This is a genomic window from Jilunia laotingensis, assembly GCF_014385165.1.
Taxonomy (GTDB): domain Bacteria; phylum Bacteroidota; class Bacteroidia; order Bacteroidales; family Bacteroidaceae; genus Bacteroides; species Bacteroides laotingensis.
Genome location: NZ_JACRTF010000001.1, coordinates 2,743,244 through 2,768,008, shown reverse-complemented (window position 1 = coordinate 2,768,008; position 24,765 = coordinate 2,743,244). Strand labels below are relative to the sequence as shown.

The 24,765-nt window shown below is 38.7% G+C and carries 11 protein-coding genes; 6 read left to right on the top strand and 5 right to left on the bottom strand.

The genetic code is table 11. The features are described 5' to 3' along the window. Positions 1–28 precede the first annotated feature (28 nt). Entirely contained in the window at positions 29–1,666 is a 1,638-nt protein-coding gene (gene groL, locus H8744_RS10545; RefSeq protein WP_305067363.1) for a chaperonin GroEL, read from the bottom strand. A 42-nt stretch (positions 1,667–1,708) separates the two neighbouring features. Continuing rightward, complete coding sequence (locus H8744_RS10540) at positions 1,709–1,981, bottom strand: co-chaperone GroES (RefSeq protein ID WP_262434775.1); 273 nt, start codon at positions 1,979–1,981, stop codon at positions 1,709–1,711. Between the two features lie 208 nt (positions 1,982–2,189). On the opposite strand from H8744_RS10540, the gene H8744_RS10535 reads away from it, so the two are divergent. Together H8744_RS10535 and H8744_RS10530 are read left to right on the top strand one after the other, a co-directional pair. After that, positions 2,190–3,440, top strand: a complete 1,251-nt coding sequence (locus tag H8744_RS10535; RefSeq protein WP_262434774.1) for a DcaP family trimeric outer membrane transporter — start codon at positions 2,190–2,192, stop codon at positions 3,438–3,440. A 139-nt stretch (positions 3,441–3,579) separates the two neighbouring features. Beyond that, positions 3,580–6,225 (top strand): hypothetical protein, encoded by a 2,646-nt coding sequence (locus H8744_RS10530; protein ID WP_262434773.1) that lies wholly within the window; start codon positions 3,580–3,582, stop codon positions 6,223–6,225. 560 nt (positions 6,226–6,785) lie between these two features. Here H8744_RS10530 and H8744_RS10525 read toward each other — a convergent pair. Beyond that, the gene (locus tag H8744_RS10525) at positions 6,786–10,550 is read right to left on the bottom strand and encodes a T9SS type A sorting domain-containing protein (protein ID WP_262434772.1); all 3,765 of its coding nucleotides are present in this window, start codon (positions 10,548–10,550) and stop codon (positions 6,786–6,788) included. 167 nt (positions 10,551–10,717) lie between these two features. On the opposite strand from H8744_RS10525, the gene H8744_RS10520 reads away from it, so the two are divergent. From H8744_RS10520 to H8744_RS10505, 4 genes are read left to right on the top strand one after another with little or no spacing between them, the layout of a single operon-like run. Beyond that, on the top strand, positions 10,718–11,212 hold the full coding sequence (locus H8744_RS10520) for a peroxiredoxin family protein (protein WP_262434771.1): 495 nt from the start codon (positions 10,718–10,720) through the stop codon (positions 11,210–11,212). Between the two features lie 7 nt (positions 11,213–11,219). Beyond that, positions 11,220–12,926 carry a DUF6029 family protein gene (locus tag H8744_RS10515; RefSeq protein WP_262434770.1) on the top strand — a complete coding sequence of 569 codons (1,707 nt, stop codon included), beginning with the start codon at positions 11,220–11,222 and terminating at the stop codon, positions 12,924–12,926. 3 nt (positions 12,927–12,929) lie between these two features. After that, positions 12,930–13,721, top strand: a complete 792-nt coding sequence (locus H8744_RS10510) for an Omp28 family outer membrane lipoprotein (RefSeq protein WP_262434769.1) — start codon at positions 12,930–12,932, stop codon at positions 13,719–13,721. Between the two features lie 16 nt (positions 13,722–13,737). After that, positions 13,738–14,481, top strand: a complete 744-nt coding sequence (locus tag H8744_RS10505; protein WP_262434387.1) for a T9SS type A sorting domain-containing protein — start codon at positions 13,738–13,740, stop codon at positions 14,479–14,481. 212 nt (positions 14,482–14,693) lie between these two features. Here the strand turns inward: H8744_RS10505 and H8744_RS10500 are convergent, their stop codons facing one another. Next, the gene (locus H8744_RS10500; protein WP_262434386.1) at positions 14,694–21,374 is read right to left on the bottom strand and encodes a rhamnogalacturonan endolyase family protein; all 6,681 of its coding nucleotides are present in this window, start codon (positions 21,372–21,374) and stop codon (positions 14,694–14,696) included. A 21-nt stretch (positions 21,375–21,395) separates the two neighbouring features. Next, positions 21,396–24,695: a M6 family metalloprotease domain-containing protein gene (locus H8744_RS10495; protein WP_262434385.1), complete on the bottom strand. Its 3,300-nt coding sequence runs from the start codon at positions 24,693–24,695 to the stop codon at positions 21,396–21,398. Positions 24,696–24,765: the final 70 nt, after the last annotated feature.

Here is a 24,765-nt window from a genome sequence, read left to right as displayed (position 1 = left end):
GATTTAAAATATTCCTTTTTTGGGGAAATTACATCATTCCACCCATTCCTCCCATTCCGGGAGCGCCCATTGGCATTTCAGGTTTATCTTCTTTCTTTTCTACAATGACACATTCTGTGGTCAGGAACATACCAGCGATAGAGGCAGCATTCTCTAAAGCTACACGTGCAACTTTAGCAGGATCGACTACACCGGCAGCATACAGATTCTCATAAACATCCATACGTGCATTGTAACCATAATCACCTTTGCCTTCACGAACCTTCTGAACCACAACAGCACCTTCTTTACCGGCATTTGCTACAATCTGGCGAAGCGGTTCTTCGATAGCCCGTTTGATGATTTCAACACCTGTCAATTCATCTGCGTTATCACCTTGTACATTTTCCAATGAATCGATAGCACGAATGTAAGCTACACCTCCACCCGGGATAATACCCTCTTCAATGGCAGCACGAGTTGCACGCAATGCATCGTCTACACGGTCTTTCTTTTCTTTCATTTCGACTTCGGAAGCAGCACCTACATAAAGTACAGCTACGCCACCTGACAACTTAGCCAAACGTTCCTGCAACTTTTCACGATCATAATCCGATTTTGTTGCAGCAATCTGAGATTTGATTTGATTGCAACGTTCTTTGATGTTCTCTTTTGAACCGGCACCGTTTACAATAGTCGTATTATCTTTAGAAACAGTCACTTTATCAGCTGTACCCAGCATTTCTATCGTAGCTTGTTCCAATTTCAGACCTTTTTCTTCACTGATTACCACTCCACCTGTCAGAATAGCGATATCTTCCAACATCTCTTTTCTACGATCGCCAAATCCCGGAGCTTTTACAGCACAAATCTTCAATTGAGAACGGAGACGGTTTACAACCAATGTGGTCAAAGCCTCGCTATCAACATCTTCAGCAATAACCAACAAAGGACGACCGGACTGAACAGCAGGTTCAAGAATAGGTAAGAAATCTTTCAAGTTAGAAATTTTCTTATCATAAATCAGAATGTAAGGTTTCTCCATCTCACACTCCATCTTTTCCGTATTAGTTACAAAGTAAGCTGATAAATAGCCACGATCGAACTGCATACCTTCTACCACACCTATAGTAGTGTCAGTACCTTTAGCTTCTTCTATAGTGATGACACCGTCTTTGGAAACTTTACGCATTGCATCGGCAATCAATTTACCGATTACAGGATCATTGTTGGCAGAAACAGTAGCAACCTGTTCAATCTTATCATAGTTATCACCAACCTTTTCAGCCTGGTTTTTGATAGATTCAACAACTTTAGCTACAGCTTTATCAATACCGCGTTTAATATCCATAGGACTTGCACCGGCAGTAACGTTCTTCAATCCTTCTGATACGATAGACTGTGCAAGAACAGTTGCAGTAGTTGTACCGTCACCGGCATCATCACCTGTCTTGGAAGCAACTTCTTTCACCAGTTGAGCGCCTGTATTTTGGAAAGGATCTGTCAATTCGACCTCTTTCGCTACCGTAACACCATCTTTCGTGATATGAGGAGCGCCGAATTTCTTTTCAATGATTACGTTACGGCCTTTCGGACCCAGTGTTACTTTTACTGCATTTGCCAAAGCATCGACACCTTTTTTCAATTGGTCACGCGCATCGATATTGAATAATATTTCTTTTGCCATAATGATTTTACTATTTTAATGATTTATATATACTATAATTAATTAACCCACAACAGCGAGAACATCACTTTGACGCATGATAAGGTACTTAGTACCTTCCACCTCAAGCTCTGTTCCGGCATATTTGCCATAAAGAACAGTATCACCAACCTTCAATACCATTTCTTCATCTTTTGTACCGTGACCTACTGCCACTATTTCACCTTTCAAAGGTTTTTCTTTTGCTGTATCCGGAATAATGATACCACCAATTGTTTTTTCTTCTGCAGGTGCAGGGAGTATCAGCACTCTGTCTGCTAATGGTTTAATGTTCATAGTTACTTTTTGTTTTATATGTTATACATTATTATATATGATATTATTCATTCATCCTTCAGTAAAGGACGAAAATCAAATTACGAAAACCGTGCCAAATTATAAAAACGAAGGTTTGGCAGAGACTGACTGACAAAATGACAATCAGCCCGAGTATTTATAAAAATAAAATACGTACCTTTGCCTGTCATTTACGCAAACATCAGTTATGAAAAAAAGTATTCTACTTGCAGCTTGCCTTTTGGCAACATTGGACAGTTTTGCCCAAAAAAAAGATTTCAGTTATAAATTTTATGGTCAAATCCGCACCGATCTTTATTATAACAGTCGTGCCAATAAAGAGACTGTGGACGGACTTTTTTACATGTACCCTTTGGATAAAAAACCGGATGCGGACGGGAAAGACCTGAACGGCACAGCCAATGGAAGTTTTTATACACTGTATACCCGACTGGGGGTGGACGTAAAAGGGCCTAAATTAGGAAAAGCCACAACGTCAGCCAAGGTAGAGGCAGATTTCAGAGGTTCGGGAACCACTTTTTCCACAGTACGTCTACGCCATGCATACCTCAACCTCGATTGGGGCAAATCGGCATTACTTTTGGGACAAACATGGCATCCCCTCTTTGGAGAAGTTTCTCCACAAATACTCAATCTATCCGTGGGTGCCCCTTTTCAACCCTTCAGTCGTGCCCCCCAAATTCGTTATCAATATGAAGTCGGGAATATAAAACTGATTGGCGCTGCAATTTGGCAATCACAGTATCTTTCCGTAGGACTTGACAATATAAAAAGCCAGAATTATATAAAAAATAGTTGCATACCGGAATTTTATGCCGGAATAGATTATAAAGTAAAAAATTGGTTATTAGGAGCCGGCATCGAACTGTTATCGATTAAACCAAGAACCGAATCCACCGTAGAAATTTCAACCAATGAAAATGATGACAATACCATCAGCAAAACTTTTAAAGTAGATGAACGCATCACCACTCTGTCTTATGAAGCTCATCTGAGATATAGTGATAGGAATTGGTTTATTGCTGCCAAAAGCGTACTAGGCAATAATCTGACACAAACATCCATGTTGGGAGGTTTTGGAATAAAATCCATTGATAAACGAACCGGAAAACAAGAATATTCTTCCATTCTGAATTCCAGCACCTGGTTGAACGTAGTTTATGGTGAAAAATGGAAACCGGGACTTTTTTTAGGTTACATCAAGAATTTAGGAACGGGTGATGCCGTGACTAAATTATATGGTACCGGAACTGATGTGGATCAATTGGTCACAGCCGGAGCCGAATTAACTTATAACATTGCGAACTGGAAATTCGGATTGGAATATACCCTAAGTACAGTCTGGTACGGATCATTGGATTCGACGAATGGAAAAATCATAGATACTCATTCTGTCAGTAACCACCGTATAGTAGGAGTAACCATGTTTATGTTTTGATAAAAGCACTATGATCAACAAAGCTGAAAATCAGTAAAATTTAAATTTACCATATTATCGGGAATTTTCTGATATAAACGATTGCGTATATTCTTTTTTAAATTACTTTTGCGGCTATAGTAACTAAAAACATAAGATTATGAAAAAATTATTACTCGTATGTGTCATGCTATTGACAGTAATAGGCATGAAAGCAGAAGATTCGGCAATTGAATTGCTGAATACGACTCCGAAAAATGGAGAAAAATATTCTGTGAATAAAGCAGATGGAAATGTCGTATTCACTTTTAATCGTGGAGTCACAATCGATAAAGCATGGATTGTACCTGCAGAAGGAAACAAAATTGCAATCACTAATTCTTGGGATTCATTTATCCTTCAGTATTATTATTATTGCGGAATAGCGAATCAAATGAAACAGCTACTTTCTGATGGAATCATTAAAGCCGGTGAAACGTTCTCTATCGAATTAGAAGGAATAAAAGATAAAGAAAATCCCTCTATAATTTTTGGAACGGACGGTAAAGTATCCATTTCACTGGTTGCAACACGTTTGCCAGCCACCTTAGTGAGTGTCAGCAAAGAAGATGGAACAGATTTAAAATCATACTACAAACCTGGAGATGAAGAGGGAATCATCACCTTTACTTTTTCCGAACCGGTAACTTGCCAGAGTGCTGAGATTATTTATGGTAATGTTGAAGCAGGGACTTATGGTCATCAGGATGTCCCATTTACCATAACTGAAGAAAAAGTTCTAGCCAATCTACAGGGAATCCATATGGAACCGGAAGCTTTGAATGGAGCTACTGCAATAACTCTCCAACTCAGGACTTTACAAGCTGTATCCGATGAAAGCATCGTTGAAGGTAACATCCCTAATTCTCCGGGAAGAGTCGGTATGCATTATACAATAAAGAAGGGTGCTTCTGAAGAAATATATGGTGGATTCGAAGGCGATATAGATAAAGATGATCACCTTAGCTGTTGGATATCCGGAAAAATAACTTTTGATGCAGTACGTTTTTCTTATAATCTCAAGAATAAACCGACAGTAATAGATATATCCAGTGATCAGTTTACTATAACGGATGACCCTGAAAATGAAGGAGCGATCACATTTACAGTTCCATTACAATATTTCACTTTTGACGCTGGTGATGTAATTGTGGAACTAGTCAATGCCAATGACCTTGCCGGAAGTAGTGTAGAAATAAATGAAACCTTTAGTTCCAAGGGAAGAACTGCCGCAAACTCAACATGCCTTGGCATCACTCCTACTCCGGGAACATTGAGCGCATTCCCGCAACAGTTTACTTTTGTATTCAATGATGCAGTAACTGTGGAATCGGGTACAATCATTAATGGTGAAATGGAAATGCAATTGATCGTAGGAGCGAATATCATCGTAGATAATAATAAAGTAACAATTACCAATTTCAGAGGATCATTCATCGGTGATGTCTCTTTCAAATTACAAGTAAAGGATTCAAAAGAGGCTTATATTACTTATGGAAATACTGAAAATTATGTAATAGCAGAATATTCTATTCCATCCAATACTTTGGTATGCACAAGTTCAGACCCGGCACCAGGAAAAGTAACAAGTTTGCATGTCATTACTTTAACCTTTACTTCTCCTGACAAAAGTATTGTAGGAGGTTTTGATCCGGAAAAGAAAGCAACTTTAACAGATGAATCCGGTAATGTAGTAGCAACCGGTACATTCGATTATGCCGATTTTGCATATCCTATGAATGCTATTTTGACCCTCGACAAAGAAATAACTACGGCTGGAGTCTATACGCTGACAATCCCGGAAGCAGCTGTTTACAATGATCGGTTCGATGATGCTGAAGAAGATCTTGGTGTTGCAAACGGAGCAATTTATAATCCTGAAAAAACCATCATTTACAGTTTAGGGGAAATTACTCCAACAACATGTACTGTAACCCCCGCACCTGGAGAATATAAATTATTACCAAGTCAGTACGTATTCACCTTTAGCCGTAATGTCACCATTGAAATGGCTAAAATGAAAAATGATAACACAGATAGATTGGGTGAAGATATTCTCTCTAATGTAAATGTTGATAATAACATAGTAACGATTACTCTTCCTGAAGGCTCTACATCAAACTATACTTTCTTAAACTTTATGTTAGAAGCAATAGACATCACAGGTGAAGCAGTCACTTTAGGAATGGCAGAAGGTTATGTTGTTGTAGATTACACTACTCCTGTAGCAGCAAATACTTACGAATGTACAAAAATTACTCCTGAAGAGGGTGAGGTTAGTAGTTTGAAAGTATTCACCTTGACATTTACCAACAGTGCAAACGAACGGGCAACAGTAGGAGGCTTCGACACTTCAAAAGAAATCGTTTTGAAAGATAGTCAAGGCTCTATAGCAACCACCGGAACCATTGATCTTACAGATGGTGATAATTGGGCAGAAGCTATAGTCACCCTATCTGAAGAAATCAATACAGATGGAACATATACATTAATTATTCCGGAAGGCACCGTATATGATGACCAATTTGATCCTTATGCTGATGATTTCGGCGTTTCATTCGGAGCAATTTACAATCCCGAACTAACATTTACATATCAAGTAAAAACAACAGGTATTGAAAACGCTACTATTGATGAATTAACCGGTGAAGTATCAGTATACAATACTCAAGGTATATTCATCCGCAAAGCAGATATATCAGTAGCTTTAAAAGATCTACCTAAAGGTATTTATATCGTAAATGGCAAAAAGATCGCAGTTTATTAATCAATAAACCTATACTACAGAAATGCTATTTGGAGTTTAAAATTCCAAATAGCATTTTTTTATCTAACCTTATCGCTATAGAATAGACATTCCGTCTCCTCCTTCTTTTTTTAACACAATTAATTCTTATTCATTTTCATATATCTCTTGTCAGAAATATCTATTTTAAATATCGAAAACATACATTTTTATGACGTAAACAAAACGTATTTAACACACTCTTAAAATAGTATTTTCACAAAGACTAATAAGCAATGATGTACATCCATAAAATTCTATTGGTAGTACATTGATATACTATAATTTACACAATCATCTTATTTCTTACCATACATTAGATCCCCCTCAAAAGCAACTCTTCCTCCACCTTTATTTCACCCCATTTCCGTCCATACTTACTATTCCGTTAAGTACAACTATTTTCTCATTCCTATACCTTTTCATAAAAGGCATTCATAGGAAAAGACGAAGTATAAAAAAAAGAGACCGTCTCTTGATTCGAGACGATCTCTTTCACTTCATGTAATATTGAAAATCCTTAGACTTTCATACTTATAAAATTACTTATTAATGAAAACTTTCTTAGAAGTCATCTGACCATTAGCTATGATTTTCACTATTACCACTCCATTATGTCCATTGGCAAAAGTAGTAACTGTATTGCCTTCAGCAACATTTGCAGAAGCCTGATCAATTACCATACCATTCAAGTCATAAAGAGTCACAACGGCATCCGTAGCTTCATTAAATTCAGTAATCACTCGTTTGCCATCTACACGTACTGTTACATCACTCGATACCTTTTCAGTATCTTCAATTCCTGAAATAGTACCCTCTGTAAAATGACTAATAGCAGCATTCTCAATCTTACCGGTATTGGCATCAATAAGCATACATACGACATCCACTTTGTTCATATCTGATATTTTAACATCTGAAATATCAGTTTGCATAGCAAATTCATAAAGTTTATTTCCTGTAACAGAATTTGGTATGTAACCTGGAGTACCATTCATAGAACTACCAATACACATACGAGCAACATGATCATAAGTAACCCATGGTGAAGGACCAAAGCTACCACTTGCTCCCCATTCACCTAACAGCGGATCTTCAGTAGCATGGAAACCGTTTGTCTGCTTACCTTTCAAACCACTTTCAAGAAGTACATATAATATGTTATAGTTTGCAGAAGGTATATCAAGTGCATACTTCACATTAGTAGGTACATATATTTGTTTAATTTCCGGATCATAAATAGCATCTCCAACAGAAATATCAGCAACAGCATCCACTTCAAGCTCACGCAACATTATGTCAGTAAATGTCTTATTACCTTCCGGAGAAAAATAACTATATTGAGTTCCTCCCGTATAAATAGGAGAATACACAGTATCGATACGGTTCACAAGTCCTGTAGGAGCAGCAGATAGTCCAAGGAATTGACCATAAGCACTAAAATCATAAGGATCTGTTCCTCCTGAAGCGGTATGAATAGCGACAGGAATAAAATTATCCGGGAACTGTTGTTGCAGATATTCAAACGCTATATCGCCAAGAGGACAATTCTGACACCAAGCACCTGTCAATTTCTCAATAACAACCTTCTTATTAGGGGTAAATGCCAGATTCTTAACTGTAGATTTGATTTCTTGTACATCTCCTTCCACTTCTACACCTAGGGTATACTCAGTGATACGACCCGGTTCTACAGGTAATTTATTTGTAAAAGAGAACTTATGAATGTCACCAGCTTTAAGATTCAAGTTTGTTTCAGTTATTTCATCTTTTACGCTTTTATCCGCATTATAGTAATATGCCTTGATTGAATTATAAGTGCCTTCCCCTTTTATCATGACATAACCACCTACTGTTACTTCTTCCATATCTTTCACAATCGATTCGGTCATGTTTCCTAAAGAGAAGTTTCCATCATATGCTACCTTAATATCATCAACCAATATCATGCTCTGGTCGTTATTGCGATTTAAGAAAGCGATATATATCTTCTTACCTTTATAATCATCCAAAGCTACTTTGTTCTCTTTCCACTCACCGGCTAATCCTTCTTCAGACTCACCCGGACTTTCAACTGCTTCATATACTTTCGTGCCTTCTTTCTCGATCCGAGCTACTAATTCATCATTCAAAGATGATAATTCTTCATCACATTCCCAAACAAATACTCTTAATACATCTTGTTTATCTTTTTTATAAGATTGTGATTTCCAAGACAAAACGTACTCATCACTCGGAATATAAAGTTGAATTGTAGTCATCCAGTCATTGGATTCTCCGGCAGGATCGTACATAGAAGTCGAACCTACACAAAAATCCGAATGGGAAGTAGATTCACGAATAGTGAAATTCCAAGGTGTATTACTACTATCGAATTTCATATCCTGCATTTCTTTAGTCGGTGTATTTTTATCACCGTCCCATAATAAGAAACGATTATAGGAATTAGTTGGATCAGAGAAATCTTCTTCAAACAAATTATCCCCCGGCTGCGGTAATGGCCTCTCATACAATCCTGTAAATTGAAGAGATATTTCTTCATTAGGACAATTCCCCATAAGATCAGTTACAGCTCCGGCAGGAATTTTAACTGTATATTTCACATCCTTATATAAATAACGTTTGCCGGCAGGATAAACAGCCATCATATTAGTAGAAGTAGCCAATACCAATTCTGAAAGAGGATCTACACTCCCCTCCTGATATAATGTTCCTACTACACCGTTTACTAGGGTCAACGGTACATCAAATTGAATAGACAATGGTGAATTGTAACTCAATTCACTAACATTGCTACCATCAGCCGGAGAGAATTTCAAAGCTTGAACTGGCTTATCTTCTCTACCTATATAAGTAACGTCAATGTCTTTATTCACAATATCCGTACCTTCAATACCAAAGCATCCGGCAGGGATTTTCAACGTGTACCGCTTACCTTCAGTAAAGGTAATCGGTTTAAATCCAATAACAAACGATTTAGCCGAAGAGCCTTGTTTGATGCTGAGAGAACTTGCAACTTTGGTTTCACCATCATAAAGATAAGCTTTAGCACCACTCAGCACTTTAGCATTTTTATCAAAAGAAACAGTTACTGTTGTCAATTTAGAGAAGCTGCTGCCTGTAGGCGGGAAAACGGTAGAGGAAGCCAACAAGTTAACAGAGGCAGCCGCTTCCGCAAAAGTTTCGGGTAGAGTTATAACATAATTCTGATCTTTAGTCATCGCAATAGCCGCCAACGTTTTGCCATCTCTTGAGATTGCTATCGGACTTCCTGTATATTCATATCCCGTACTTGCAATGAAATCAATACCATATTTTTCTTTTAAAACCAGCCGAAGATCATACCAAAATTGTCCGACACGCCATATTAATGAACGCACAGGATTAACAGCTGGTGTTGCAGCAAATACAACTCCCGAATTATCAATAGCATTTCCACCTATATCAGTATCTTCTTCTTCGTTATATAAAACAAAGTTCTTTGTATCCAAATTATACTGAAAAGCCAACTCACGTTCATCAGGGAACTCAGATCCTTCTATCTCTTCCACATTATGAACCGTACCTGTAACCCACTTTCCATCAGGGCTAAATGCAGGAAAATCAACTTTACTGTCCGATGTTAAAACACCTTCTCCAAGTATATCATAAGTTTGGGTAGCACGATGATACACATAATAAGAACTTTGCTTGACATAAACGAACGACAAACAACCCAAAATATGTTCCCCATCCGCTGATATTCCAACAAAACGATTCATATTTTCATCTCGCCCCCAAGCGTCTTTAGTAGGCAAGTTCGGACAAGGAGTAGGAACACCGTCCACCCAAAGCATTGGAATTTCACTTGATTCCAAACCATCGTTATCTCTCAAAGTACCTACGATACAACGTCCATCTGCAGATATGGATACCGCATTTCCTCTAAGTGCTTTGGAGTTTTCTCCCGTAAGCTTTATCCATTCTCCATTTTCATATTTAGCCGGAGAACCATCATAATTCCCGACTACGATTTTTCCACCATCGCTCACATCGTATGCACCGCTAGAAACTCCCATTTCAGTCTCTTCATCGGTTAGCAAACTAACACGTTCACCATTAGTGATGTTTAATAAATAAGGATACGAATCCATAGATTCATTATCCCCATTCGTCCCTTTTGCCACAGCCCAAAGCCCGTCGTCGGACATATTCATCAGATTTACTCCCGTCTGAAATCCGAAGGTCGTAATCTTAGGAGCTTGTGCCCCAACAGAAATCGGCAATAGTCCAAGTGCTATCGCCGCATAACAAATTAGTTTTTTCATGCTTCGCTTTAAATTAAAAAAATACAAATAATTCATGGCAAAAATATAAAAATAACATGGATTAATACCCAAAATGCACTTATTTACACAAAATTAACCAGCGCAACCCGAACAAATTCGTATCTTTTAGATATTTTTGCCAATAAACTAAGAAACCAAAAACCAAAATGAAAAAGATTATTTACTTGGCAACACTCATGCTTTGGAGCATAGTAGCCACCTCTTATGCACAACTACCGTCTGTAACATTAAAAGACATTAATGGTAAAACTGTAGACACTGCCAAATTACAGAATGACGGAAAACCTTTCATCATTAGTTTTTTTGCCACCTGGTGTAAACCTTGTAACCGGGAATTAAAAGCAATTAGTGAAGTCTATGCCGACTGGCAGGACGAAACGGGTGTGAAAGTCATCGCGGTTTCGATTGACCAAGCACAAAACATTCAAAAAGTAAAACCATTGGTCGATGGTTATGGATGGGAATATGAAGTATTGCTCGATCCGAACAGTGATTTCAAACGTGCCATGGGAGTAAATATGATTCCGGCCGTATTTGTTATTGACGGAAACGGAAAGATAGCAGATACACGTAGCGGATACACCGAAGGTTCCGAAGAACATCTGATCGAGAAAGTAAGAGAATTAATAGGAAAGAAATAAAAAGGAAATGACAAATTACTTCTACTATGCTCTTGCTTGCCTAGCCTTAACAACATCGGTTACGATGGCACAAGACAATGGAAAAGCTATCACATTAAAGGGTAGCATCCAAAGTGATGTATTAATACCGCAAGAGGATGAAAAAATCGGCACAGGGACCTATGACGATTGGGCATTAACCAATACGTATGCCGAACTTCATCTTCTTAATAAGTATGTGACTGCCGGTGCGCGTTTGGAATTTCTAGAATATCCTTTGCCTGGTTTTGAAAAAGATTTCAAAGGCTGGGGCGTGCCTTATTTTTATGTAACAGGTAATTATAAAGGTGTCCAATTGACCGCAGGCGATTTCTATGATCAATTTGGATCCGGTTTTATATTCCGTACTTATGAAGAGCGTAGTCTTGGTATAGACAATTCACTCCGGGGTGGTCGTCTGGTTGTACAACCCTTCAAAGGCGTAAATTTAAAACTCATTGGTGGCCAACAACGTCGTTATTGGCATCATAACGATTCTTGGGTATATGGGGGCGATCTGGAATTGAATGTTGAACAATGGAGCCAACGAATGCAAGAAAGTAATACTTATCTGATGTTAGGAGGATCTATCGTTAGCAAGCATGAAGGAGATGAAGATATTTTGTTATTTAGACCAAACGGAGAACAAGATGAATTCGGTGATCCGGTGATGGGAGCTTACAAACTGAACTTTCCAAAAAATGTAGGTGCATTTGACGTACGCGCACGGTTGCAAAAAGGTAATTACAATATTCTTGTCGAATATGCACGCAAAGGTCAAGACCCTTCTTTTGACAACAAATACATTTATCGCCACGGAAACGCCCTATTACTTTCCGGTTCTTATTCCAAAAGAGGAATGAGTGTATTATTGCAAGCAAAAAGAAGTGAAGATATGGCGTACCGTAGCGCACGTTCAATGAACGGCACCTCCTCTTTCATCAATCATTTACCCGCTTTTTCAATGCAACAAACCTATGCCTTGGCAGCACTTTATCCTTATGCAACCCAAAATGCATTAGGCGAGTGGGCTTTCCAAGCGGAACTCGGATATAATTTCAAGCGTAAAACGGCTTTAGGTGGCAAATATGGAACCAATGTAAAAGTTAACGTTTCACATATACGATCTATAGACAAAAATCCGTTAGATATTGAGGATGTAAAAGGTACTAAAGGATATACCAGTAAATTCTTTAAAATGGGTGACGAGACTTACTACCAAGACATCAATGTACAAATTGAAAAGAAGTTGAGCAAGCAATTCAAATTAAACTTGATGTATATGAACCAGCGTTATAACAAAACCGTTATTGAAGGTGAAGGCGGAATGATTAATTCGAATATTGCTATTGCGGAAGGTAAGTATCAATTCAACCGTAAGTTCACTTTACGCGGTGAAGTACAATATCTCGCCACTAAGCATGAAAGCGGTGATTGGGTTCATGCTTTACTGGAACTTTCGGTATTGCCCTATTTCATGTTCACCGTGAGTGACATGTACGGCAAACCATTCGTAGATAATGAATACAGAGATAAAGAACATTACTATATGGCTTCTGTTACGTTTAATTATAAAGCACACCGTCTAATGGCCGGTTATGGTAAAACCCGTGCCGGATACAACTGTTCAGGAGGTGTATGCCGTTATGTACCGGCAAGTAAAGGTGTACAGATTTCATATAATTTTAATTTCTAAAGCATGAAAATTATAAAACATATAACTTATATTGCATTAACAACCTTTTGCCTCACCGGATGTGACAATATTTCTGAAAACGAACGTTTTATAGAGGTTGAAACAACCGAAGCTACAAAATGTGTATTAATAGAAGATTTCACAGGACAAAAGTGCGTTAATTGTCCGAATGCTGCAGAAGAAGCACATAAAATCCAAGAGATGTATGGAACGAATAAGGTGGTCGTAGTAAGTATCCATGCGGGATTTATGGGAGTCCCTGTAGCTAAAGGAGGTTTGATGACCGATACGGGAAATGAATATGCAGATTATTGGAAGGTGGAAGCCTATCCTTCCGGATTGATTGATCGCAAAGAAGGGCTATTCGATTATCCGGCATGGGCTGCTCAAACTTATAAATATATCAAAGCAGATACTCCTGTTGACATGGAAATCAGCAGTGATTATAATGAAAGCAATAAAACAGTAGAAATAAAGATCGAAGCCACCGGCCTTGAATCTATCGCTGGGAAATTGCAAATTTGGTTGACAGAAAGCAATATTATATCTCCTCAAAGTATGCCGGAAGGAGGAACTAATAAGAATTATGTACATAACCACGTATTCCGTACTACTGTAAACGGCACATGGGGAGAAGATATACAAATCAATGAAGGCGAGTCCAAAGAAGTAACACATTCATATCAACTGGATGACAAATGGAAGCCGGAAAATATGTCAATAATAGCTTTTATTTATGACAATAACGGAGTTATGCAGACTACAACATGTGAAATTATAAACAACAATTATTAATAAAAAACATTTGATTATGAAAAAATTCAGTACACTTTTATTGTTTATGTTGATAGGATATTCAACAACTTATGCACAATCTATCGTATTCACCAACAATGATGAAGTTTTGGAAGATGCTACGACAGTTGTATTCCAAGCAGTAGAATATGAAGATTGGACAGGTGATATGGGCGTAAAAGCAGAAACTAATTTAAAAGACGAAGAGACACTGGAACCTATAGGAGACCAACTATATATTAAAAATCAAGGTGATTCGGATACAAAAATTTCAGTAACAGTAGAAAAATTGAATACATCCAAATTGACATGGTGTGGTGTTGATGATCAGTGTACTGAAATGAAAAATGATATCCTTACTAAAAGTACTGATCTTGGAGCAAATGCTTCAACAGTTGTACAATTAGATGCTGCTTTTACATACGGAGAGTCTGCAACCTATAAAACCAAAATTACAGTTAAAGTGGGATTGGAAGTAGTCAGAACAATATTTGTAAACTTCTTATATAACGCAGCAGGAATTTCATCTACAGAAAGCAACCATTCCATTAAAGTTGCAAATGGTGAATTCATTTATAGTTTCGACAATAACGCCAATTATCAACTCGACATTTATAATGTTACAGGCTTATTGGTTAAAAGTGAAATTCTCAACCAATCCGGTAATGTTTCGTTAAGTAACCTCTCAAAAGGTATCTATATTTACGAAGTGAAAGAGAATGGTAAACCTATCGCTTCCCACAAATGCGTAATCGAATAAAATTAAATTAAGTATAACTACTTCATCATGAAAAAGCTCCAATTCTTTGAAAAGAATTGGAGCTTTTTCATGATGTCTCTTTTGGAAATGAGCCAATAGTAAAATAGATATTCAACAGAAATCTATCCACCATATCCTCTCTCTTATTTACTTTAATGAAAAGAAACAAGTGCTTCCTGCACGCAAACACTTGTTTCTATTACCCCAAATTACTATTTGGTTATTACAACTTTCCCGACTACACTATCTACCTTTACCAAATATATACCTGTCGGTATGGCTGCGATGTTTATCCGGTAAGTTTCTTCATCATCGGTAATGCCTAAGAAAACAATCCTACCGTGGGTATCAATCAAACAAACTTCCATCTTGGCTTGCACACCTTCAATGATGAGATAAGAATCTTTAGTATGGAAACGTATTTCACCTTCGACTGCATATTCTTCAATACCAGTCGATAACAGACGTACGGTATTGGAAGTTACTTCACCACAGGCAGAATAAATAGCAGCTACTTGATATTCAAGATATTTCCCGTCATAAACTTTCTTATCTAAATAAAAAGTGGCATGCAACGGTTCCCCATTCACAAGTTCACTGTTACAATAAAGATTATAGCCCTCGAAGGTGTTGACAACAGAAGTGGTTACCCCAGACAGAGGAATACTCTGCAAACTTTCACCCGTAGCAGCCTTCGGAACAAATGCTTTTCCGTCTATAAATTCCGGTATACGCGCAGGAGTCTGTGCATACGCACGAAGACCAATTGTAATATTCCAGTTGCCGTTAATATCATTATTACTTAGAGTCTCCCAGCTTACACCATCGGAAGAATAAAGATCGCCCTTTCCAATTCTGGCAGGCCCTTCATCATATCCTAAAGGTACGGTGATCTCATTATGCTCTACATAAACAACTACTCTCAAAGATTTAGCCGTATTCACTGGAATAGGACGATCCAGAACTATTGTATTGAAACTACGTTGTCTCAACTCCGGTACATACTGCTGATAAACAAGACTGCTCCCCTCATATACCAGTAAAAACAAAGCATCCGGCACCTGATTGATATATACTTCAACCTCTGAAAGTGCCATATGGCCATAAGCTTGCAACTCTTCACCTGACCATTGAACTCCTGCAAAATAGCTCCCGCCACTAGGCATACCAGCTGAGCCATAAGCGGTTCCACTGTGCCATTTCAAATGTACAGCTTCGCCCAAAGAAGGCGCACTCCACTCCAACCGAATACCATCAGGAGTCTGTTCGCCAGAAAGTTGTCCCGGTTTCTGACAATTATTACTATACTTCACATCAATAACTGCTTTGTCACTGAAATCACTGATGCAAGAAGTCCTGTAATGAGCCTTCACCTGATAAGTGTATTCACCGGGCAACAGATTATGATCAGTATAACTAATACCACTTACCGCTTCATCATTTACCTTTTCTCCATCCCGGTAAATGTCATAACCATAAATGGCATCTATGGCATTTTCATTCAAGCTGATCGCATCTATCATGGAAGGAATAGCATCCGCATGCTGCCGAATCACAATATATTTAGTTTCAGCAGAGAATGGATAACTAAACTGTTTCCACTCTTCATTAGTAGTAATAGCGGCAACTTGAATAAAGTCGTCCAACCGATCGCCATGTGCAGAACTTAGTATCTGCAAAGTTCCATTACCATGATGATCGTCTTTGCTGCGAGCAACCAATGAGAATACGAAATTATCATCAAATCCACTTACCGGCAAAATCAGCCATGCAGTTCTTCTATTGTCCGCAGTTAAAGCCTTATTACCTTCATAAGCATCGTCCCCTGTAACTAACCAAGTATCCTCTACATTTTGCCAACCAGAAGAACTGAAAGGAGAACCGACTGTCCCCGATTCAGCACTTTCATACATCGAAGCTGTCGTAATTGCCGGATCGACAAATGACAAAATAACGTTGTACGGATAAGTAGACTGCTGTACCTTAAGCTGAATTGGAGCATCACAATTGCCTGCTTCAATAATCTCGATAGTAGCTTGTCTGGATTTGGCAGAAGTAGTACCATCTATGTAAACTGTCTCAACTTCATAAGTATATTCACCAGCCGTACTACGTACTTCTTCAAAGTAACGGAATTTCAACGGAGAATCATTCAACTTCTCTCCGTTACAGTAAATATTATATCCTTCTACTCCCTTTACTCCATCCAAATCGAGGAAAATAAAACGAGTATTAGACGGTTCCTGCAAGGCAAGTCCCAGCAAATGAAGTCCCTCTTTCGTCGTAATGACACTCATTCCTCCGGCAGATGCACCCAATTCCGGTTTGATCTCCAGATAATCCGCCAGATCAATACGCCCGGTCTGTGTACCGGTCCTATAATCATACATACATATGGAATATGGATTCTCATAACCCTGTTCAAAAGCATAAAGGACTCCATTATAATAGGCTGTTCCCGCCGCTCCTTTATAAACATTTGCACCACCCAATTTAGCTCCTTTCTTATTAACATATATACCTGTTTCCCAATCACCGACTTCAAATCCCCCACGTCCTTCATCCAGATCGGGTATATAAGTAAGGTGGCGTGCTATTTCGGAAATAGACAGGGTATCACTAAGAACCTTGTTCTCCATATCCACTTTATATATGAAACTATTGCAATCCGAAACATAAAAGTCCGTTCCGTCAAAAGCCAAATTACGTATCCCATTCAACTGGTTATTAACATCAAAGCTCTCGATAAAGTCTCCGTTCAATGAATATTTATTAATAGTACCTTTAGCCTTAAATAAAGATGTATAAATATATTCCCCATCAGAAGCAACAGCCATCTCACTGGGAAAATGCCCACGGAACATATGAACAAATTCAGGATAGTTTTCCTGACAAGTTACCGGTATGCGAGTAAGGTCAATAGGGAATGAGCTTTCTGTAGCCAACGGAAAATTCCAGCGTAAACGGATCGTGCGATTTAACTCTACATCCGCTTTCAATAATGAAGGAGCATGCGGCATTCCTATCTCGATAATCTCAGCTTCAGCAATATCACTTAAACCGGATTCGCCACCATTCTCATATAGAGTAGATACCTGATAAGCATAAATGCCAGCCTGTCTCACCTCATCCGAGAAAGTTCTTTCCTTCACAACACTACTATTGATCTTCGCACCATTACGGTATACATTATAACCGGCCGGAATTAAATCAGTCGATCCATTGGAAGGTGACAAGTGAATTGAAATATTGAAGTTGCCATCAATTCCTTCATAGTTAGCAGGATACCATTCTTTCCCATCCATCGAGATAATATTTCCTTTCCCATCAACCGATGCAGAAGCATCCATGCCTATCGGATGCATACCAGCTTCATGCATAACCAAGAAAGTTACTTTATAACTGTATCCCGCTTCTATATGAACCGGCTCATTCAATTTAACCATGTTGTACTCACCATACCGAATATCGGAACTTTTAATCTGCTGTGTCAAAATGCAATCATCATCCTTATACAGCTTCAAAGAAAGTGCCAGGCAACGTTCTTTTATAAATACGCTGACCTCATCAAGAGACATTCCCCGATAAGCGATCAAATCTTCATACTCCCATAAAGTTCCTGCCCAAAAGTATCCACCTTCACCAATTCCGAATGATTCCTCATTTGTACCACTATCCCATCGCAAATCTACCGGAGTCTTTGTTTTTTCATCAGGCAATTGCCACGAGAGAAACACCTGACGATTTTGCTTCACACTGGAAGTCAACCCGGTCGGTGAATAATAGGGAGCCCCGAATTTGATCGTAACAATCGCTTCATCCGAATGTACGGACTCTTTATTATTCGCATAAACAGCCGTTACGGTATATTTGTAATTTCCATGCAACAAGTTCCTATCCAAATATTCAGTAGCATTAATAACTGACTCATTCACTCTCTTTCCATTACGATATATATAAAAGCCAACCGGCTGTTTATTCGTACTTCCTTTTTCCCAGGTCAATTTCACATCCGTATTCCCCTCACCTGTTGCTGAAAGTCTAATAGGACGCGGAGTTTCGGAAGCTTCTGTAACAGTATATTTTACACTCAATTTTTTTATACCTATATCTGGAACAGAATATAGCGAAAGATCGGATGTATAGCTTTGTCCTACCTCACCGTTACGAGCATCTATAGCCACAGTCAGTTTTTGTTCCTCCCCAGCTTCCAATGTACCACTCTTAGGAGTGTAAGACAACCAGCTATTAACATCACAAAGGTTATAAGCAAAAATTCGTGATGGAGACTGCTGTAAAACTCCAAGCAAAGTCAACGTACCGTCTTTAAAACTTGTCGTAGCTTCCATTCCTGTCAGGTAATTCGGCCCTGTAACATAATTACCAACTTTATAACCGGGAATATCCATTGTAGAATGAGTGGAAACAATCTTGCGTGTATTAATATTATATTGTATGATCTGCGTCATATCCATACTATTATGCCCGGAAGTCTCTTGGCTACTAAACCAAAGATAAGGACCACCCGGAGTTATATTATCAAAGGCAGATCCGGAACTGCTGACTTCCATTTCCGTAGATATATTACGGAAACTTACCTTAATGTTCCCTTCACGGTCAACCCGGCCTATTGAATTGTATCCTCCTACCCAGAACTGATCATTGCGCGAATCATAACTACAATGGGTAATCTCCAAATCGGTTTGATCACTGATAACAATTTCTTTTATCAACCGTTTATTGCGCAAATCCAACTGGAACAGTGTATTGGTTCCATCACTTCCATAAAAATATTGTCCATCGAATGCCAAGTCATACAATTTATAATACATACCCGAAATAGAGAATTCTTCAATAAAGTTTCCTTCTTTATCATACTTAAAATATTTACCCAAATAAAACCAAGAAGCGGTATAAAAATTCTCACCGTCAAAGGCAATGGAAGACTGTAAGTCACTCGATGCATTAAAAGAATGCTGCACATCCCATCTGTGTTCAATACTACCTGAATTTGCTTCATATAAAGGTGCTAGATTCCATTTAACTTGTCCATCTCCGTCATTTTTCAGGGTAATCGAACGAGTTGTCGTTTGTTCAGCTTTCAATTCAACTGAAAGATCTGCATTATCGACCTTCAAATCGGGACGTGTCAATGTAGCAGTAAACCTGTTATCTGTATCATTTTGTACTTCCCATGTTTCTTTATAAGCGTTATAGCCGTCTTTCGAAATAACGACTTCGTATTTTCCCTTTTCTATTTTTGGGAAATTAATCACCCCATTGGCACTCGTCATCGCTTGGATAATTGCTCCATGATCGGCAGTCAATGTCACCAGACATCCGGAAACTGTAGCTCCTGATTGCTTGACTGTCATTTGAGCAGTAGTCCATTGCGGATTCCAAATCTTAATATCATCTACATACCAATAATCCAAATAAAAAGCCTCATCACCATGTGCCCTGAACCGTATACGGAACATTTCCCGTCCTTCTAAATAATCTTTCAAATCAAATTGTTCGGCACGCCAAGTGAAAGTTCCCTCCTCATTACAGAAGTATTTCACCCGTTTCCAGTTTTTATTATCCACAGACAACTCTACGGAAAGAGTATCACCGTCTATACTCCTATAATTAAGTAACCGCAATTCAAATCGCAAAAACGTATTATCAGGATCAACCGTTCTGAGTTCACGTGTAATGAGTGACTGAGAATAATTTTGAAGACGCGAATAGGCATATGTAGCCGCTGGATCTACCAAACCATAAGTAAAATAATCTATTTTCCAATTATTATCATTTCCCTCTTCATCAACAGGAGTACTCCACTTATCCGGATCCAATGTCCAATTGCTGAAATCATCTTCAAAAGGCAATAAGCGGGTATCGGGTACCTTAACATCAAGTAGTTCCGAATGTTCTGATTCACTATTATCCGAATAAACGCAACTGACCGCATACCGATAATCACCGAATTCAGGTACATTATCCGTATAAATAATCTGTTCTATCGGCATCTGATTCACTTTTTCCCCATTTCGATAAATATTGAACCCAATCAGTTGCTTATCTTCCGACTTGACCTTCGGACGTATTTTATTTGTTCCGATAAAGATGTCATCAATCAAAAGCATAAAAGCATCATCGGATACACAGTTGATCATCACATATTTAGCATTTTTAGGGATGGTATACTGCATAAGTGTCCATTCTACCGGAACCTCTTCATAAGGTAATTTAGTCACATAAGTAAAATCCGACGGACGCTTACCTGTAGTGGAGTAACCCACACGGACACGTTCCAAACCATCTCTATCACTATAAGTCTTTGCTTGAAAACTGATCTGAAAATCTTTTGAAAATTTCAATTCAGGCGAAATTATATAATCGTTATTTTGAGTCGTAGCACAAAATGCAACTAACATCTTCTTGCCCGAAAATGGTTGAATATTCGGCCAGTCACTTGTTGAAGGAGCCGTTTGTGAAGGATTCATGATAATAAATGCCATCTTCTGCCCTTGATTAGGAAACGAAGCTGCCGACCAAGTATAAGTGTTGGCATTATCCTGATCCAGATAATCCCAACCGATGCTTCCGGGCGAGTTTATAACAAAATCGGAATGTCCTTCAAAGTCATCAAAATAACCATCCATCGGTTCAGGATTATTCCACTGTATGGTCACCGCCTTCTCATCGACACTCACCGTATGAAGCCCATAAGGGATTCCATCCTCTGCTCCTGCCAATTGAATGGGTGTTGGAGCCGGTGCCCCCTGTTCAACCGGAGGCGTAGCCGGATGTTTAGGTAAAATCTTCAAATTCTCCGGTTCATTCGCAGCATAAGCTAAAAAACAGCCAACAGCTACTATAGGAAGTAAATATTTAATGTATTTCATAATCTTGTCCTCGTCTTTTTATTATTTAATAATGAGCTTGGTCGTACTACTACCCTCCTGTTTGATCAGACGGATCATAACAATCCCCTCATATCCATTAACTGGGAAAGATTGTTCAGTACCGTTTGCAACAGCATCATAAAGGATAAGCCCGGAAGTAGTTGTACAAATAATTCTGTCACCTGCATTCAAACCCTTAGCATAGATAACACTTCCATTTGTGGTAAAACGAACATCCGATTCGTGCATAGCATCTTCGATACCGGTTGACGTCGTCAAATAAACAGGATCGGATCCTCCATAAAACAACATTCCGTCACCGGCATATACTTGTACAACGTAAGTTTTACCTGCAGTAAATTCACCAGGTGTTGTCTCTTCGATAGGTATGGATGTTCCATTCACTGCGCCCGCAGCGAGTTGATTCCAGACCTTACCGTCATTGTATTCAAGTGTAAGATATTTCAAACGGATATTTCGACCTCCATATTGACAATTGAATCGTACTTTGAGATATTTTTTCCCTTTCATATAGTCGGTCAATATCATCTCAATCCCTTCACTATTGAATTCCGAAATTCTTTGAGTAGGTCCTATCTGTTCCCAAGTGGTACCGTCTAAAGTACCTTCTACATTGAAAACGGTAGTACCCGTAGGACCGGAAGAAGTAATGATAAACAAACAGTTAGTAATGCCATCAGCAAAATTTCTCGTCTCAGCGATTCCGCTCCCTGTAAAGTTCAACGAACCTGTATTAGCTTCTACTTGCCCCTCCAAACGGGTAAAATATGTGATAGGAACAAATACGGAAGTGGTATAAACTTCATCCGTCACTTCCGAAAATTCAAGAAAATATTTCTTAGCATCCGAAACAGATGTCCATTCTACATTTAATGTTCCTTCTCCAGCCTTCTCAAATTTAGTAATAGTAGGAGTACCCAACCTACTTGTCAAATAAATCTGCCATAACCAAAGATTATTCTGAAGTTTCTCAGAACGACAAACAAAAGCAATGTACACTTCTTTTCCAACATATTCACTCAAATCAATCTCCTCTGGAACCATTTCGCCAAACCTATCGGCAAACGAAAAATGCTTCAGTAAATGGAAATCTTTCAATTCACGGGAATGTGTAGAGATATATACATCCAATTTTTCTAAAGTAGTACTTTCTGTCACTCCACGCATAAAATAGAGACTTCCGTTTTCAGGTACCAGCATTCGGGTCGATATCAACCAATCATCTGCATTATTCCAATAATCAAACTGATAGACTATGCCACCGGAACTTTCATCAAAAATCCAAGTAGTACCGTCACCGTTATTATCAATGACCTTCCAACAATCAGGTTCACCGTTAGTCCATGACGTAAAATCACCGATATAAGGTGCAACAGCAACTTTGCATTCAGTAGTAAAAGGAATGGCAGCCCCATACACCACCGTTCCGTCGGCTTGCAGCATATATGCTCTTACATTATAAATGCTTCCCGGTTGTAGACCTGTTATAGTATAATTTATTTGATCTGCTACTTCCACCCTTTGATGAGTTCCTTGGATAGTGGGTTCTTCTTTTAAAGCCCAACAAAATCCCATTTCCGTAATATCCTGCGTTTTATTTTTTAATGTCGCTGTGACCTTTACAGAAGTATCCCTAATATCTTCCGGTACTTCTGTACGAATAACAGCCCAATTCTCTACACCACCTTTTACCTGAAAATAGACAATGCCTTCCTTTTCCAATATATTGGTAATAGGAGTATTTGTTTTTTCTCCTTTCCAGTTCAATGCATTGGGAACGGAAGTATCGGTAAATTCCGTATTTCCCGAACGCCCTGGATAAGTATCTCCATTACGTGTGTTTGTATCATCGATGCCATCTGCCGCTTTGATATACATACAACGATGAGTCGCGTTATTATTCGGTCCATTGACCGACCAATATTTTTCTACCATTTCCTGCGTATAATCATAATGGTAAATCAATAATCCGTGAGCCGGTAAATAGGTATCCCATCCCTTATTCTGCCTGTTCTCAAGTATAAACCATTCATGCCCGGTTCCTTCGGCACGTCCAGGTTGTGCATTGATATAACGTGCCACATTATCAGCAATGGACGACAATGCCACATCTTCGGGGGCATTCAATTCAACGGGTTCACACCATCCCATCTGCATCCGTTCGAATGCCATCAGACAAGGTGGTGTACGACTATCATTATTGTAACTACCGGAAGCATACAAACTATAATCTCCCGGATCAATGCCGTAGCCATTCAGGTATTCGTCGGTGTCGTACATGTCCTTTAACCCGAGAATATGCCCGAACTCATGAGTAAAAGTACCGATACCATCCATCTTGGTACCGCTGGCTCCTACTAATTCCGCAGAACAAGAATAGTTGTTAATTGTAATCCCGTCTATTATGACAGCTTCGTCTCTCAACGTCCAACTATGCGGCCACATATCATCACCGTTACCAGTACTCGCTTCACTATATCCGGCATAAATCACATATACATTATCCATATAACCGTCCTTATCATTGTCATATTTTGAAAAATCCATATTCGGATTATCCGCTTTTGCCATCTGACAAGCCTCCACAACCATACCTCGCGGATTTACATCTTCACCCGTTTCTTTGTCATTACCGGCATAATAGATTTGTTCATGTTCCAACGTATAAGGCCCTACGACAGAAAAATTCGGAATGAATTTACCCATAGAGTTATCGCGATAGTAGTCTTTCACACTGCCCGTACCACCATCAACAGAATAATTCTTTTCATTAAGCCATTTATCAAAATCGGTACTTTCAAAACTAAAAGCTTTATCTTTAAAATTCACAAGAATAACCAAATACTGGCTTTCTGCAGCTTCACCCGCTCTTGTACGTAAAACCGGATTTATAATATCTTTACCCAATATCTGAGCAGGGGCTTTCCTACTTCCTCTCGGAGATTGGAGTAAAGCATCCTTTAATTTTACGAGTGGAGTCAGGGTATTGACAAAATGGGTTTCACCACTCTCTCTTTTATCAAAATTGTGTACTATTTGTTTGGAGATCGTTCTCAGATTTCCGGCTTTTCCGGTATCGATATACTTAAAATATCCGTCTCTATCACGGCTTATCAGATATCCATCTATCGTTGTCACATAGTGGAAATTCTCATCTCCGTAAAGTCTAACGGTGAGAATCGTTCCATCCGGTTGCTCAATAGTTACCGGTCTTGGATTGGCCTTGATAGCAAATGCGTTTTGTGCCTGACACAACAAAAAGCAGAGGAGCAAGATGAAAAAGTACTTGTTTTTTCTCATGTCTTTGTTTTTTTAGGAATTAAAGAATCGTTTTTATGAAAATAAGGAATCAGAACAGGTTTACGGGGCA

Excerpts from the sequence above, each read along its gene's own strand:
- groL (WP_305067363.1), bottom strand. The coding sequence starts at position 1,666 with ATGGCAAAAGAAATATTATTCAATATCGATGCGCGTGACCAATTGAAA.
- H8744_RS10540 (WP_262434775.1), bottom strand. The coding sequence starts at position 1,981 with ATGAACATTAAACCATTAGCAGACAGAGTGCTGATACTCCCTGCACCT.
- H8744_RS10535 (WP_262434774.1), top strand. The coding sequence starts at position 2,190 with ATGAAAAAAAGTATTCTACTTGCAGCTTGCCTTTTGGCAACATTGGAC.
- H8744_RS10530 (WP_262434773.1), top strand. The coding sequence starts at position 3,580 with ATGAAAAAATTATTACTCGTATGTGTCATGCTATTGACAGTAATAGGC.
- H8744_RS10525 (WP_262434772.1), bottom strand. The coding sequence starts at position 10,550 with ATGAAAAAACTAATTTGTTATGCGGCGATAGCACTTGGACTATTGCCG.
- H8744_RS10520 (WP_262434771.1), top strand. The coding sequence starts at position 10,718 with ATGAAAAAGATTATTTACTTGGCAACACTCATGCTTTGGAGCATAGTA.
- H8744_RS10515 (WP_262434770.1), top strand. The coding sequence starts at position 11,220 with ATGACAAATTACTTCTACTATGCTCTTGCTTGCCTAGCCTTAACAACA.
- H8744_RS10510 (WP_262434769.1), top strand. The coding sequence starts at position 12,930 with ATGAAAATTATAAAACATATAACTTATATTGCATTAACAACCTTTTGC.
- H8744_RS10505 (WP_262434387.1), top strand. The coding sequence starts at position 13,738 with ATGAAAAAATTCAGTACACTTTTATTGTTTATGTTGATAGGATATTCA.
- H8744_RS10500 (WP_262434386.1), bottom strand. The coding sequence starts at position 21,374 with ATGAAATACATTAAATATTTACTTCCTATAGTAGCTGTTGGCTGTTTT.
- H8744_RS10495 (WP_262434385.1), bottom strand. The coding sequence starts at position 24,695 with ATGAGAAAAAACAAGTACTTTTTCATCTTGCTCCTCTGCTTTTTGTTG.